Annotated in this window: 18 protein-coding genes; 7 read left to right on the top strand and 11 right to left on the bottom strand. The window is 71.5% G+C overall.

The window, feature by feature from the left end; genetic code table 11:
* Positions 1-25: 25 nt before the first annotated feature.
* On the top strand, positions 26-1,024 hold the full coding sequence (locus EXW95_RS05160) for a hypothetical protein (protein ID WP_174366562.1): 999 nt from the start codon (positions 26-28) through the stop codon (positions 1,022-1,024).
* A 162-nt stretch (positions 1,025-1,186) separates the two neighbouring features.
* On the top strand, positions 1,187-1,459 hold the full coding sequence (locus EXW95_RS05155; protein WP_174366561.1) for a hypothetical protein: 273 nt from the start codon (positions 1,187-1,189) through the stop codon (positions 1,457-1,459).
* A gap of 60 nt (positions 1,460-1,519) precedes the next feature.
* Here EXW95_RS05155 and EXW95_RS05150 read toward each other — a convergent pair whose 3' ends face one another.
* Complete coding sequence (locus tag EXW95_RS05150) at positions 1,520-2,194, bottom strand: DUF2071 domain-containing protein (protein ID WP_174366560.1); 675 nt, start codon at positions 2,192-2,194, stop codon at positions 1,520-1,522.
* Between the two features lie 243 nt (positions 2,195-2,437).
* Here EXW95_RS05150 and EXW95_RS05145 point away from each other — a divergent pair, with 243 nt between their 5' ends.
* On the top strand, positions 2,438-2,893 hold the full coding sequence (locus EXW95_RS05145) for a PA2169 family four-helix-bundle protein (protein WP_174366559.1): 456 nt from the start codon (positions 2,438-2,440) through the stop codon (positions 2,891-2,893).
* A 199-nt stretch (positions 2,894-3,092) separates the two neighbouring features.
* On the opposite strand, the gene EXW95_RS05140 is transcribed toward EXW95_RS05145, so the two are convergent.
* The 10 genes from EXW95_RS05140 to EXW95_RS05095 form a co-directional block, all read right to left on the bottom strand.
* Positions 3,093-4,832: a HAMP domain-containing protein gene (locus tag EXW95_RS05140; protein ID WP_174366558.1), complete on the bottom strand. Its 1,740-nt coding sequence runs from the start codon at positions 4,830-4,832 to the stop codon at positions 3,093-3,095.
* A gap of 67 nt (positions 4,833-4,899) precedes the next feature.
* A complete protein-coding gene (locus EXW95_RS05135) occupies positions 4,900-5,304 on the bottom strand; it encodes a hypothetical protein (protein WP_371809916.1) in 405 nt (134 codons plus the stop codon).
* Positions 5,301-6,152 (bottom strand): hypothetical protein, encoded by an 852-nt coding sequence (locus EXW95_RS05130; protein ID WP_254605512.1) that lies wholly within the window; start codon positions 6,150-6,152, stop codon positions 5,301-5,303. Before EXW95_RS05130 ends, EXW95_RS05135 begins: the two co-directional genes overlap by 4 nt.
* Positions 6,153-6,327: 175 nt before the next feature.
* Entirely contained in the window at positions 6,328-6,972 is a 645-nt protein-coding gene (locus EXW95_RS05125; protein WP_174366556.1) for a thioredoxin family protein, read from the bottom strand.
* A gap of 62 nt (positions 6,973-7,034) precedes the next feature.
* Complete coding sequence (locus EXW95_RS05120; RefSeq protein ID WP_371809915.1) at positions 7,035-8,000, bottom strand: class I SAM-dependent rRNA methyltransferase; 966 nt, start codon at positions 7,998-8,000, stop codon at positions 7,035-7,037.
* Positions 8,001-8,081: 81 nt separating this feature from the next.
* A complete protein-coding gene (locus EXW95_RS05115; RefSeq protein ID WP_174366555.1) occupies positions 8,082-9,005 on the bottom strand; it encodes a phospho-N-acetylmuramoyl-pentapeptide-transferase in 924 nt (307 codons plus the stop codon).
* Positions 9,006-9,068: 63 nt separating this feature from the next.
* A complete protein-coding gene (locus EXW95_RS05110) occupies positions 9,069-9,890 on the bottom strand; it encodes a hypothetical protein (protein ID WP_174366554.1) in 822 nt (273 codons plus the stop codon).
* 125 nt (positions 9,891-10,015) lie between these two features.
* Positions 10,016-10,474, bottom strand: coding sequence for a hypothetical protein (locus EXW95_RS05105; protein ID WP_371809914.1), 459 nt, complete (start codon positions 10,472-10,474; stop codon positions 10,016-10,018).
* Positions 10,475-10,519: 45 nt separating this feature from the next.
* Entirely contained in the window at positions 10,520-11,155 is a 636-nt protein-coding gene (locus EXW95_RS05100) for a GNAT family N-acetyltransferase (RefSeq protein WP_174366553.1), read from the bottom strand.
* Positions 11,156-11,190: 35 nt separating this feature from the next.
* A complete protein-coding gene (locus tag EXW95_RS05095) occupies positions 11,191-11,631 on the bottom strand; it encodes a 23S rRNA (pseudouridine(1915)-N(3))-methyltransferase RlmH (RefSeq protein ID WP_058976182.1) in 441 nt (146 codons plus the stop codon).
* 163 nt (positions 11,632-11,794) lie between these two features.
* Between EXW95_RS05095 and EXW95_RS05090 the strand changes: the two genes are divergently transcribed.
* From EXW95_RS05090 to pfkA, 4 genes are all read left to right on the top strand, one after another.
* Positions 11,795-12,223, top strand: coding sequence for a hypothetical protein (locus EXW95_RS05090; protein ID WP_174366552.1), 429 nt, complete (start codon positions 11,795-11,797; stop codon positions 12,221-12,223).
* Entirely contained in the window at positions 12,220-12,471 is a 252-nt protein-coding gene (locus tag EXW95_RS05085; protein WP_254605511.1) for a hypothetical protein, read from the top strand. The genes EXW95_RS05090 and EXW95_RS05085 overlap by 4 nt, the downstream gene beginning before the upstream one ends.
* Positions 12,464-13,402, top strand: coding sequence for a 16S rRNA (cytidine(1402)-2'-O)-methyltransferase (gene rsmI, locus EXW95_RS05080; RefSeq protein ID WP_174366551.1), 939 nt, complete (start codon positions 12,464-12,466; stop codon positions 13,400-13,402). The genes EXW95_RS05085 and rsmI overlap by 8 nt, the downstream gene beginning before the upstream one ends.
* Positions 13,403-13,501: 99 nt before the next feature.
* Entirely contained in the window at positions 13,502-14,509 is a 1,008-nt protein-coding gene (gene pfkA, locus EXW95_RS05075; protein WP_174366550.1) for a 6-phosphofructokinase, read from the top strand.
* The last annotated feature ends 7 nt before the right edge of the window (positions 14,510-14,516 follow it).

The raw sequence follows: 14,516 nt of genomic DNA, 5'->3' as shown, positions 1-14,516 counted from the left end.
TCCGGTCGCGCGGTAGACTTCGCGCATGTCTCAATTCACGCCTGGTGCACGCCCGGCCTCGCTGACCCTGCTGCCGGACCTGGGCGACCTGCTGCGGCTGCACCCGCAGTTCAACGCGGGGACCGTCACGGAACTCCTCGCGCATCTGGGCGCGCGGGAGGTCCTGTGGGCCAGCGGCGACGATCCCGATCACCCGCTGAGGGACGCGCTGCCTGCCGCCGGGATCACGGTCCATGAGGGCTTCACCGCCGACTGGGCGTGGGCGGACGCCGAGCACGAGCAGATGCTGGGATTCCTGAACCAGTTCCCGCAGGGCCGCGAGCGACTGCGCCGCGCGCAGGGGGCCGAGCAGTCGCTGGCGGCCCTGGTGACGGCGCCGCTGGACGCCGCCCGCGTGCTGTCCCCCACGTTCCTGGCAGAGGTGGAGGCCACCCGCGCGGAGGTCCGCGCCGCGCTGGACGAGGGTCCCGGGACCCGCTGGCGCCAGCGCCGCATGGATGACCTCGCCGCGCGCCTGGACGGCCAGAGCGGCGTGGTCGTGGTCCCGCTGGACGACCTGCCGGCCCTGCTGCCCCGCCTTCCCGGCGCGGCCCTGCCTGACCTGGGCGGCTTCACGCCCGGCGAGACCAGTCGCCTGCGCGCCCTGGCCGACCGCGCGTGGCAACTGCGCGACCAGGACGACCTGAACGCCCTGCTGGCCCTCCTGGACCGCGAGAACGGGGACCGCGTGACGCCCCGCGCGGAACTGGACGCCGCCGCCGCCGGCATTCACCTCGCGGTGGGGGACCTGCCCGGCGCACGCGAGCGCCTGGAGCGCGCCGCGCACGCCCTGACTGACGGGCAGCCGCGCAGCCTCGCCGGACTGGTCCTGGCCCGGCTGGGGCAGGTGCGCGACGCGCTGGGGGACCGTGAACTCGCGCAGCGCACCTACCGCGCCGCGCTGGCCCTGAACCACGCGCCGCAGGTGGCGCGCGCCGCCGCGCAGGACGGGCTGCGGGAGGCCTTCGTGCTGGACCTGACCTGATGCGGCGGTGGGTGTCCCCCATTCATGGGGTGGTCATCTTCGCGTGACAGGATCGTCGCCGCCGGACACCATGAGTGCAACGACCGGGACGCGACCGGTCAGCCGGACGGTCACGCCCCGGTCACGTCCGGCCTGTCACCCTGCGCAGCGGGAGGGAACCTCATGCAACTCACCATGGTGGATATCTACGGTCCGGCGGGTCACATCGGAAAATTCGGGTTCTACACACTGCCCCGCCAGGGTGAACGGATCCTGCTGCCCGGCACGCGCACCCCGGTGACCGTGCAGGACATCACGCATTTCGGCGCGGCGCTCATGAGTGACCTGCTGCCGCCCCCGGTGCAGCTCACGGTGGGCCGCCCGCACGCCGGGGGCAGCGCCCTGCACCTGACCGAACCCGAATGGGCGACGCTCCCACCGGGCCTCGAACCCTGACCCTCCTGCACGGTCCCCACCTCCTCCCGGCGGGCGGGGTGGGGCTGCGTCCTGAACGTGTCACCGGACCTGTTCCAGCCACCACGCCGTCACGTCCAGGCGTTCGGCGTGCAGCAGGTGCGGCGGGCCGCTCAGGTCCAGGCCGTGGCGGTCCCCCAGGGTGTTCACCCGCACCTCCGCCTGCGCGCGCCGCAGTGGCCAGGGCGCGTGGTGGATGCGGCCCCGGAAGACCCGCCCGTCCGGCGCGGCACTGAACAGCCGCAGGCGGTCGGTCAGCCACGCCTCCAGACTGTCCGCTTCGGGGGTGAGGAGTGGACCGGTCGGGCGGTACGCCCCGGCGAACGCGCCAGGACCGGTGCGCAGGTCCGTGCGGACGCTGGCGTACCGCGTGACGCCGTCCTGCCGGTCCATCCACATGCGCGCCTGACGGTAGGGCAGGTGGAAGAACGTGCGAGCCAGGGCCGCCGCCAGCGGCTGCGTGACGTCCAGCGAGTAGAACCACACGCCGCTCTCGCCGTTCACGGTCACGTAGGTGCGCAGGTTCAGTTCCGGGAAGGCACTCAGGCCCGGCACGGCCGGCGTCAGGCGCGGGGCGACGTCCGCCATCCGGAACGGCACGACCCCCACGTACGCCAGACCGCCCCGCGTATCGACCTCCACGCCCGGGGGGAGGGTCGCCTGCACGGCGACGGGCGGCACCGGCCAGTGCATGAAACAGAGGTCCAGCCATCGCATCCTCAGCACCCAGGGCGTCATCCCGTCCAGTGCAGCACAGCCGCGCCCGCATTGAACAGGGCCGCGCGGCCCGCATGTGAACTCGGCCAAGGGCTGCCCAACCCTGCGTGAACGCCGCCTTGGTGCAGTTATCAGGTGCGCCGCCCCGCCACCTTCTAACCTGACAGCGTCTGATTTCCAGTCCATCCGGCGTCCCTCCCATCTGGGACGGCGCGGACTGACCCAGCTACAGGAGGCACCACCATGACCATGACCAACGAGAACGTTCTCGACAAGCTCCAGTACCTCCTCGGCACCCTGCGCGACGGCCAGAAAGGTTTCGAGGACGCTGCCGAGCACGCCACCGACCCCAGCCTCAAGAGCCTGTTCTCCGAGCGCAGTGCCCAGCGCGCCCAAATGGCGGGCGAGGTCGAGGCGCACATCAGCCGCCTGGGCGACAAGCCCCGCGAGCACGGCAGCGTCGGCGCGGCCCTGCACCGCACCTGGCTGAACGTCCGTGACGCCCTGACCGGCCGGGACGACACGGCCGTGGTCGCCGAAGCCGAGCGTGGCGAGGACGTCGCCGTGGAGAACTACCAGGACGTCCTGAAGGCCGAGGGGTTGCCCGCCGACGTGCGCAGCTTCGTGGAGGGCCAGTACGCGAAGGTGAAGGCCAGTCACGATCAGATCCGTGACATGAAGCACCGCATGGAAGCCTGAACCTGATACGGACTCCGATTGAATGGCTTATAAAGCCGTTCAATCCGAGCGGATGCGAGTAGGAGAGGAACGGATTCCGGACGTGGAGTTGGCAATCCGGTGAAGTTCCGGGTTGTTAACGGAACAAACGGGATCCGTATGATCCCATGACGACGCCCCCCGCAGTTCACGCGGGGGGCGTCGTCCGTTATGCCTGTGGTCAGCCGTTGCGGCGGCGGCGGCGCAGACGCTCCATGGCGGAGTCCAGGCTCAGGCGCATGCGTTCCAGCGCCTGCGCGAGGTCACCGATCTCGTCGTTGCGTTCGGCGCGCACCGGGCGGCTCAGGTCGCCCATGCTGATCGCGTCGGCGACCCGCACGAGTTCCTCGATGGGCTGCACCACGGCGCGGGCGGCGCGCAGCGCGAGGTACCCGGCGATCGCCAGGGCCAGCAGCGACACGAACATCACCAGGAACAGCGTGCGGCGCAGCGCGGACTGCTGCGCGCCGTTCTCCACACCGACCGCGACGGTGTACAGGACGTTCTCGGCCTCGCCCGCACGCTCATTGCTCACGACGCGTCGGCCGTCCACATCCTTCACGGTGATCTGCTGGACGATGTAGTTCACGTTCGTGACGGTCTGGTTGGCGGGGTCGGCGGCGGCCTTCTCCAGCTTCTCGACGTCGTTCGCGGTGCCGCCCATGGTGCGCATCTCGTTCGCCTGTTCGCGGAACAGCTTGGCGGGCGAGATGCTGTCCCTGAACACGGCGCTGTCCGGGTTCTCGATCAGCCAATTGCTGACCTGCGCGTTCAGCAGGTCGCCGACCTTCGGCACCTGGGTCGCGAAGTACCGCGAGCCGTCCCGCAGTTCGACCTGCACGAAGCCCACGCTGGAGTTGTTCACGAGCGCCTGCAGTTGCGGGTCGATGCTCTGGCTGCCGCGCGTCGGGTCGATGTTGCTCGCCACGGCCACCGCGATCGCCTTCGCGTTGCCCTGCACGAGGCCCTGCTGCAGGCCCGGCAGGGTCAGGGCCAGCACGCCCAGCGTCAGGAGGCTGGACACGCCCAGCGGGACCAGCGCGCCGACGGTCATGCGGTTGCGCAGGCTGCTGCGGCGCAGCTTCGGCCCCGAGTCGCTGTCCGGCAGGCCCGTCACGATAGGGTCCATCCCGGCTGCGCTGGGCACGGCAGCTGCCTCGGGCACGACCGGGGTGGGGGTGGTGTCGGTCAGGGTCAGGGCGCCCGTGAAGTCGGACCACACGTCCGCGGAGGCGTCCGGCGCCTTGGCCGGAGTGGGCGGCACCAGCGGCGCGCCGAACGCGGTGGCGAACGGGTCGGCGTCCGGCACGGGCAGGCCCGCCGGAACGGGCGGGGGCATCAGGGCGGTCGCGGTGTCCGCCCCGAAGGGAGAGGGGGTGGGTGGCATGAGGCTGGGCGCCGGAGCGTTCCAGTTCACGGCGGGCATGAACTCGGCCGGCAGGTCGCCGGGCACGCTGCCGGGGGCAGACAGGTTGGGTGCGGACAGGTTCGGGCCGGGCAGGGGCATACCGGGCGCCGCGAACGGGTCGGGCAGCGCGGCGGGCGGCGCGAGGTCCACCTCGGGCCAGATGCCCGACACGGAAAGCGGCACCTCGGCGCGGTCCGGGGCCAGGGGCGCGTCGTCCGGCGCACTGGGCGCGGCCGGGCGCGCCGGGGCGGCCAGCGACTGGAAGGGCTCGCTGATGACGCTGGTCTCCTCGCGGACTTCCTCCAGCGTGACGTCCGCGCCGACCGACTGGAACATCGCCAGGAGCAGTTCCGCGCGGGCGCGCCCCGTGGGTTTCATGAGGCGGCCGGTGCGGCGGTCGCTCAGGCGCTGCGCCTGCTCGCCGGTCAGGCCGAAGCGTTCCCGCAGCTGCTGCTCCAGTTCCGGCTTTCGTTCGCTGTTGACGGGCTGTCGGATGAGGACCGTGTACTTCATGGGTGTGCTCCAGGGATCGGCGTGCCGGTGGGGTCGGTGAGGGACGGGCGGAGGGTAGTCGGGGCGTTCATGTCACGCCCCGTTCGCGCAGCAGTCGGGCGAACAGTTGCACGCGTTCCGGCGTGAGCTGTTTGGCGAGGGTGGACAGCGTGGCATTCAGGGTGGCCTGCTCGCCCAGATCGTCGAGCACCTCGTCGACCATCACGGCGGCGACCGGGCCGACCACGCCGGTCAGGCACTGGATGATCCGTTCGGCCAGTTCGTCACTGACCGGCAGGTCACGCTGCGCGGCGCGGGCCACCCACGCGGTGGCGGCGTTCAGGCGTTCCTGCACGTCGGGTACGGTCATGCCCGCCAGCCGGGCGACCTCGGTGATGTCGCGCGTGCCGTCCACGTGATGCATGACGCGCCACACGCTGAACGGCAGCGGGGTGGCGTCCTGCAGCCCGTCGGGCCAGACCGGGGCGCTCACCGCTGCTCCAGTCCCGACGCGGCCCACTCGGGCCGGTCACGCAGGTTCGTGATGGGCAGGTCCACGAGGCGCAGGCCCAGGCGGGACAGCACGCCGCGCAGCGCGGCGCTCAGGGCGGGGCGGAACTCGTCGACGGGGACGTCGTCGTCGATGGTCAGCTGTCCCGCCTGGAAGGTCACGTCCTGCGCGAAGGGGTCCAGGCAGGGGTGCTCGTCCGCGAGGCGCATCGTGACGTCCTGCCACGCCGCGTCGAGCGGCTGGGTGCGGTGCGTGACGGCCAGCAGTTCCTGCCAGAAGCTGATCAGCCCGGCGCGGTTCGCTTCCGAGTGCGGCGTGAACAGCCACGCCCCGGCGCCCGTTTCGGGCAGCGTGCCGGTCATCAGGCGTCCGGACAGCCAGTAGCTGCACGCGGCCCCACTGACGAGCAGGCCGTGGTAGTGGGCGCGTTCCAGCGCCTGCTGCGTCTGCGGCCAGCTGCCCGGCGCGGGGCGGCCCTCGACGTCACGGGTGGTCCAGAGCAGTTCCACGAGGCGGGTCGAGAGTTCCACGAGGCTGACGCGGGCGCGTGGGAGGCCCTGCATGACGGTGGTCCACGTCACGGGCTGCCCGCCGTGCGTGTACCCGCCCAGCAGCGCGCCCTGATTCCACAGGAAGCGGGCCCAGCGGCTGCCCTGCCAGGCGTCGAGGACGCCGGTGAACCCCTGGCCCTGCCGGACGCCCAGGTCGGCGGTCACGTCGGTCCAGGGGTAGTGGTCGGTGCTGATGGCGCTGTACACCGCCGCGTCGAGCGGCACGGCGACCGGGTGCATGAGTTTCGGACTCGCGGTTGGGGTGGTGGGATCAGACATTCGACTTCCGTGTGAGGTCAGGATGAGGGTGCGGTCTGGGCTCGGGCGGAACTCCTTAAGGGATACCCCATCATGACACCCCTTCGCGTCTTACGTGCCGCTTACACCTGTGCAAAACCTCACGCCCCACCCCCCGGACGTGAAGGGTGAGGCGTGAGGTGAAGTGCTGGTGGGTTCAGCCCAGCTCGGTCAGGAGTTCCTGCACGCGGACCTTCAGGTCCCCGCGACCCTGCGGGGCGCCCAGCTGGTGCAGACCACCGTGGTACGCGTCCGGGTCGCCGAACAGGCGCGACAGCAGGTCGAATTCCCGCTGGCTGCGCAGGCTGGCGTCATCGCGGAACATGTTCACGTACTGATCCTGGAAGGCCCAGTCGCTCAGCTGCCCGTCCAGGTAGGCGCGCATCAGGCGGCGGTAGGGTTCCACGTTGTCGTCGGTGGCGACGCTCGCCACGCCCTCGCGGACGGGCACGTGCGCCTCGAACACCGGGCCGAGCGCCTGCGGGGTGATGTCCCAGTTGTTCACCTCGAACTGCGGCTGGCCGTCACGGAACAGGATCAGCTGCGGGCTGTGGTGAATCAGGCCGGTGCGCTGCGCGACGTGGTTGCTCGCGGGGCGCCAGTCCACCACGCGGATGAAGCCCACGGGCAGGTCGTGGCGCTGCAGGAAGGTCTCCAGCACGCCGAAGCCCTGCATGGTCTTGTGGCAGGTTCCGGCCTTGAACACGGCGGCCAGCGGGTACTCGGTGAGGAACTGGTCCACTTCCTCGGGGGTGGTCAGGGGAACCAGAACCTGCGCTTCAGTCTGAGCAGCTTGCGTCATGCGCCCAGCATAGCGCCCGCTTTAGAAAACGAAGTGAGGCAGGGCACAAGACCCACTGCCGGTCAGTCGAGCTGCCACACGTGCACTTTCAGGTGCCGCGCGCCCGGGTAGTCCTCGCCCGCGCCGAACCGCTCCTGTACTGTCCCGCGCCGCCCCGCCGCGTCCAGCCCCGCCCCGGCCATCCGCTCGAACGCCGCCGCGTTCACGCCCGCGTGGTTCAGCAGCGCCAGCACCTGCCCGCCCGGTGCCGTCACCCGCGCGGCCAGGGTCATCAGCCGCGCGTAGTCCCGCTCTGAGCGCCACACCCCGGCCTTGCCCCGCGCGAAACTGGGCGGGTCGAGCACCACCAGATCGAACACGTCCCCGCGCCGCTCCAGCCGCGCGAGCCACTCGAACACGTCCCCGAACAGGAAATCCGTGTCCGGTGCGGCCAATCCGCTCAGGGCGTAGTTCTCCTGCCCCCACGCCAGCACCTTGCGGGACAGGTCCACGTTCTTCACGACCGCCGCGCTGCCCAGAGCCGCGCTCAGGCCGAAGCCGCAGGTGTACGCGAAGGTGTTCAGTACCCGCCGCCCCGCCGCGTGCTCCCGCACCCAGGCGCGCGCCGGGCGGGCGTCCGTGAACACCCCCACGCTCAGGTCCGCGCCGGGGCGGATCAGCAGCGGCACCCCGGCCTCCAGCGCCGTCAGTTCAGGCCGCGCCTCGCCCCACACCGGGTCCGGCGGGGACAGGTCCTCACGGGCGACGTTCGCCGCGTGCCGGGCCTCCACGGGCCGCCGCTTCAGGTACACCCCCGCCAGCCCCGCCGCCTCGCCGCAGGCCGCCGCGAGCGCCGCCTCGTCCGGCGGGGTCAGGGGCACGTACAGGCTCAGCACCCCGGCGTCCCCGGCGACGTCCAGCGTGAACTGCCCGCCCGTCTCGGTCAGGTGCGCGGCGCGGTACACGGTCGTGCCTGACGCGGGCAGTGCGGCGCGCGCCGCGAACAGGCGAGGCAGATCAGGCAGGTGCAGGGGGTGGAACTCGGTCACACCCGAGTCTAGCCGCCGCGCCCCCACGAAACAGGCGGACGGGGGAGAGGCGGCCCTCTCACCCCGCCCGCCCTGACTGCCTTAAGGTCTTCCGCCGAGCAGCCACCACACCAGCGCCGTCGCGACCGCCGACACCACCCAGAACCGCATGGTGACGTGCGTCTCGGGCCAGCCGATGTCCTTGTGCTCGAAGTGATGCTGGATGGGGGACATCTTGAATACCCGCTTGCCGCGCAGTTTGAACGACGCCACCTGAATGACCACGCTGAGGACCGCCACGACCGGGATGATCGCCGCGATGGGCAGCAGCCACACGTCCGCGTACAGCACGTACGCGCCGGCCGCGATGGCCCCGATCGCGTGGCTGCCCATGTCGCCCATGAACACCCGCGCCGGGTGCGCGTTGAACCACAGGAAGCCCAGCAGCGCCGCGACCAGCAGTGCACTGACCGGCGACAGCGCCAGCAGCGGCAGCAGCACGATGATCGCCACGCCGCCCAGCAGGCCGTCCAGGCCGTCCGTGAAGTTGAAGGCATTCACGCTGCCCACCATGACCAGCGTCAGCAGGATCACGTCGCCCACCGGGCCGAATCCCGGCACGAGCTCGTGCGACGCGAGCGGCGCGGCGAAGTACGCGAACAGCAACGCCACCAGGAACTGCAGCGGGAACTTCTCGCGGGCCAGCAGTTCCGCGCGGCCCTTGCCGGTCATGCGTGAGCGGATCTTCAGCAGGTCGTCCACGCCGCCGATCACGCCCATCGCCAGGGCCGTCAGCCAGATGATCATCTCGCGCGGCCCCCCGGCGTTCCCCGTGAAGTACAGCGGCAGGAACACCACGCTGAGGGCCAGCACGAACGGTACGCCGCCCGCCGTGGGCGTCCCGTCCTTGATCAGGTGGGTCTGCGGGCCGTCCTGCCGCACCCGCTGCCCCCACCCGCGCGCCTTGCTCATGCGGACGAACAGGCCCACCAGGAACCACGACAGCAGCGCCGTGACGACCATCATGGCCGCACCGCCCGGAACGCACTTAGTCTCGACATCTCAACCGGGGAGCCTACCACGCACGGCTCAGGCCCCTCGATCGGCCCCCTGATCGGCCAACGCCTCCTGCGCCTCCTGCCGCACCTGCGCGGTCAGCCCCGAAGCCTCCGGCCAGCCTGTGAGGTCCAGCGACTTCAGCAGGTCCAGGATCGCCAGGGCCGCGCCGGGCGTGCCGTCCAGACCCGGCAGGCAGGCCGCCAGCCGCGCCGCCAGGGCCGGGAAGCGCACCTCGAAGCGGCGTTCCAGTCCGTACGCGTCCGCCCAGCCGGGCGCGGCTGGGATGGTGTCGGCGGCCAGCGCCAGCGCGTTTCCCAGCGCGTAGACCTGCGTGAACTGCCACGCGGACAGCCGCTCGCCCCGCCGGAACCGCCGCACGCCGACGAGCAGGTTCGTCAGCGCCTCGCCCAGAAGATGATCGCGCTGCGCCCCGCTCAGCGGTGCCGTCTGCGCCTCCTGCGGGCGGAGGTGTAGCGGAAGGTCTGCCGGGGCGTCCGGCGACCGCCATACCACCCGCGCGTTCACGAACTCCGCGCCGCGCAGGGCCGCCTCGTCGAACACGGCGAACTCGCCGTACACACCATCCCTGAACAGGACCTTGAAGCCGTCCGGCGTGTTCCGGAACACGTAAACCACGTCGCCGCCCAGCCACGCCAGGTCGTCCAGCAGCGCCCCCACCTGCCCGGGGCGGGCCACCACGAAGAAATCCAGGTCCGAGAATTGATCGGCCCGGTCGAGCTCGGCCCCCACCGACCCCAGAGCGAGCAGCGCCAGCGCCCGCCCAGAGGCCTCCAGGCCAGAAGCGATCACGTCCAGGCGGGCCAGCAGGCGTTCCACGGGGTCAGGTGTCATGCCCCTTTGTAGCGCAAGAACAGCAGAATTCAGAGGGCTGGATGGTCGTTCTCAATCCCTCTGAAGAGGGACATCGGAGAGCTGCGCAGCGCAATCACCTGCGAACCGCTGTGTGGCGTGACGGTTCAGTTCGCGAGGTACCGGATGAAGTCGCGCATCTCGTTCGCGCAGGCCCCGGCGTCCTTCGCGGCGGCGCTGCCGGTCACGGTCCGCAGCACGCCCCGGTCGCTCAGGTACAGCTGACTGATGCGGTACGTCACGCCCGCCTGCTGGTAGTCGTACGCGGCCAGCACCCCCCACGCCCCGGCGCGGTCCACGGGCTGCGTCACGACCGAGCGCATGCTGCGGCCCAGGCTGCTCTGCAGTTTCAGGGCGAACGTGCGGGCGTCCTCGGCACTCGTGAATGTCGGGAAGGCCTGCCCGGAGCGTTCCTCGCGCATCAGGCAGGCGCCGCTCGGGTCGGTCCAGTAGTTCGCGTCGCCGTTCACGGGCGTCCAGCCGGTCAGGGGAACGATCAGGGCCTGCGCCGGGCACAACAGCGCGGCCAGCGTGGCAGCGAGGAGGGTGGCTGGTCGGCGGGTCACGTGCGGCAGTCTACCCGGACCTTTATGGCAAACTTGTCTTTTTTCTCATGAAAGGGTTGCACCCGGATGGGGGTGATCATCCAGCCGCGCCGTCAGCCGGGCCCGCACTGCCGGCCACTCGGCGCGCAGCACGCTGAACATCACCGAGTCACGCGCCGACCCGTCCGGACGCACCTGATACGCCCGCAGCACGCCCTCCTCGGCAGCGCCCAGGCGGCGCATGGCCCGCAGGCTCCGCTCGTTGCGGGCGTCCACCTTGAAGTGCACCCGGTTGGCGCCCAGCACCCCAAAGGCACGTTCCATGACGAGCAGTTTCGCGTCCGTGTTCACGCCGCTCCCCTGCGCCTCGGGCAGCAGCATCGTTCCGACCTCCACCCAGCGGTCCGCGACATTCACGTCGCTGTAACTGATGCGGCCCACCACCCGCCCCGACGCCCGCGACCGCACCGCGAAGTTCACCCGGCGCGGCAGGGCGTTCAGCCGCTCCACGTACGCCACCCACGCCGCCGGGGTGTTCTCGGGCGGGCCACCGCGCGCCAGGAAGCGGATGGTGTCCTGGGTCGCCCCGGTGCTCAGGTCCGCGCCGTGCTCGGGGCGCAGGCCCTCCAGCGTCACCAGCCGCCCGCGCAACTCGGGCGTCTCGAACCACTGCTCGGCCGGGGCGGGCGTCGTCTCGCTCATGCCCGCAGCCTACGCCCACACCGGGCAGCGGGCGGTCAGCCGCGGTGGTACGGTTCGCCCGCGCTGATGGTACTCGCGCGGTACAGCGCCTCCGCGAGCACCACCATCGCCAGGTCGTGCGGCAGGGTCAGCTGCCCCAGCCCCCACAGCAGGTGCGCCCCGGCCCGCAGCTCGTCGGTGTGCCCGTCGGGACCGCCGATCGCGAACGCCAGTTCGCCCACGCCCGCCACGCCCTGCGCGTCCAGGTAAGCACTGAGGCCCTCGGACGTGAACTGCCGCCCGCGCGGGTCGAGCAGCACCAGCGGGGCGCGCCCGGCGGCGCGGCGCACCGCCTCGCTCTCCAGCGCCTGGGTCTTGCCGCTCACGCGCGTCACCTGCACCTTGTGGTAGCGGCGCAGTCTCTTCTCGTACTCGTCCCACCCGGCGCGCGCGTACGCCAGTTTCGGTTCCCCCACGGTGATCAGGTGCAGTCGCACGCCCCGCACCCTACCACCCCGCGCACTGGCCCCCCCGGGCCACGCCCCGTGCCTGGACGGCGCGCAGCGGACTTCATGACCGCATGCACGGCGCGGCGGGCGCGCGTGCCGCTAGACTGTGGCGCATGAGTGGCGTGAAGGTCCGGCAGGTCGGGGGGGCGGCGTGAACTACGCGGCGACCCTGGCGGTGCTGGTCGTGCTGGCGTTCTGCTTCCCGCTGACGGTGCAGCTGGCCGCGCAGGTCGGTGTGCCCGAGGCGGTGGTGCTGTCCGTGCTGGGCGCACTGGCGACCTTCGGGCTGGCGACGTTCACGGTCCGGTGGCAGGTGAACCGGCACCGGGTGCGGCTGGCGCGGCTGGAGGCGGCGCGCGCGCAAGTGGCGGCCGATCCGCAGAATCCACGGGCGTACTTCGTGGGTGGCGAGCACCTGGGGACGCTGCTGCTGCGCCTGGACCGGCGGCGCGAGGCGGCGGAGGTCATCGACCGCTACGCGCGGCTGGGCGGGGCGCGCGAGTCGGAGATCGTGGCGCTGCGCGAGGCGTTGTCGGCAGCGGAGCGGCGGCGTCACCGCGCGCAGGGGAGGGAAGCATGAAGGCCTACAAGGGCGTGGTCGAGAATGGCGTCGTGGTGATCGTGGGTGGTCGCCTGCCCGAGGGCACGGTGGTGACCGTGACGGTCGGTGAGGGTGAACTGCTGCGCGCGAGGATCACGAACGTCCTCAAGCGGCCCCGCAAGGTCCGGGTGCGGCTCAAGCCCACACCCGGTCTGGCCATGCAGGGTCTGGCGATGGAGGGACTGGTGCATCCCGGTCCGGGCGTCATACTCGGCAGCGATGACTGAGCCGGAGTTCACCGACACCCCTGATCTCGACCTGCCCGTCGGGCCGCCCGACGAGCTGACTGCCGACCTGCTGGACGACCTGCCGGACGTGACGCCGGTGAGCATCCCCGACGGCGCGCGGGTGTGGCTGGTCCCCACCCCGGTCGGGAACCTGGGGGACATCACGTTGCGGGCGCTGGACGTGTTGCGCGCCGCCGACGCGGTCGCCTGCGAGGACACCCGCCGGACCGGGGCGCTGCTGACGCACCTGGGCATCAAGAAGCCGCTGGTGCGGCTGGACGCGCACACGATGGGCCGCGCGCCGCAGGTGCTCGAACGGTACGCGCGGCTGGCGTACGTGAGCGACGCGGGCACGCCCGGCATCAGCGACCCCGGCGCGGAACTGGTCGCGGCGGCGCTGGCGGCGGACGTGCCGGTCGAGGCGCTGCCGGGCGCGACGGCGTTCGTTCCGGCGCTGGTGCTGTCGGCCCTGCCGACCGGGCGGTTCACCTTCGAGGGCTTCCTGCCCCGCTCTGGCCGGGACCGCAAGGAGCGGCTCTCGGCGGTCGCAGCCCGTGCCGAGACGAGCGTGCTGTACGAGAGTCCGCATCGCCTGCACGCGACGCTGGCCGACCTGCGTGACGCCTGCGGGCCGGAGCGGGCCGCGAGCGTGACCCGTGAGCTGACCAAGCGCTTCGAGGAGACGGTGCGCGGCACGCTGGCCGAACTGGCCGCGCACTTCGAGTCGGGCGTGCGCGGGGAGATCGTGGTGGTCGTCGCGGGCCGCCCGGAGGGCGAATCGGCCGGAGCGGAGGTGGACCACGCGGCGCGCGCGCGGGAGCTGGCGGGGCAGGGGCTGAGCACTCGGGATATACGTGATCTTCTCATCCGGGAGGGTTTGCGTAAGAATGACGCTTATGCACTGGCACTCCAGGCGACCTCGGACGCCTGACCCCGGCGGGACGCACCACCAGCACCTGGCGGGACCGTCCGGCGACCTGGAACTGCTTCCACGGTGCCACCCCAACCCCCACAGACAGCGAGGCCCAGCATGACCGAACCCCACTGCGACCCCCACCCCAACCCCGCCGGCATCAAACGTGTCGCCGTCCTCACCAGCGGCGGTGACGCCCCCGGCATGAACGCCGCCATCCGCGCCGTCGTGCGTACCGCCACCTCGCAGGGCATCGAGGTCATCGGCGTCCGGCGCGGCTTCTCCGGCCTGCACCGCGGCGACTTCATCACCCTCGGCGCCCGCGACGTCGCCAACACCCTGCAGCGCGGCGGGACCATCCTGCTCTCGGCCCGCAGCCACACCTGGCGCACCCCCGAAGGCCGCGCCCGCGGCGCCCGCCACCTGCGCGCCCACGACGTGGACGCCCTGATCGTCATCGGCGGGGACGGCAGCTTCCACGGCGCGCACTTCCTGCAGGAGGAACACGGCATTCCCGTCATCGGCCTGCCCGGCACCATCGACAACGACCTGTACGGCACCGACCACACCATCGGGTACTTCACGGCCGTCGAGACCGCACTGGACGCCGTGGACAAACTCCGCGACACCGGCGCCAGCCACGAACGCATCTTCGTGATCGAGGTCATGGGCCGCCACGCCGGACACATCGCCCTGGACGTCGCGGTCGCCGGCGGCGCCGAGGAGGTCTTCATCCCCGAGGACGCCAAGGAAGTCGCGGGCGTGCTGGAGATCGTCAAGGCGTCCGTGAAGAAGGGCAAGATGGGCAGCATCATCATCGTCGCCGAGGGGTACCCCGGCGGCGCGACCGGCGTGGCGCAGGCCATCCAGGACGGCACCGGCATGGAAACCCGCGTGAGCATCCTGGGTCACATCCAGCGCGGCGGTAGCCCCGTGTCCTCGGACCGCATCCTGGCGAGCCGCCTGGGCGAGGCCGCCGTGTACGCCCTGATGGACGGCAGGAGCGACGTCATGATCGGCCGCCAGAACCACGAGACGAGTTACATCCCGCTGGCCGACACCTGGGAGAAACGCAAGGACGTCAGCCGCGACCTGTACCGCTGCGCCAAGACCCTGAGCATCTGAACCTCAT

Origin of the sequence: Deinococcus sp. JMULE3 (assembly GCF_013337115.1) — a bacterium.
Taxonomy (GTDB): domain Bacteria; phylum Deinococcota; class Deinococci; order Deinococcales; family Deinococcaceae; genus Deinococcus.
The sequence above is the reverse complement of the archived record's forward strand: the minus strand, read 5'-3'. Positions and strand labels throughout refer to the sequence as shown.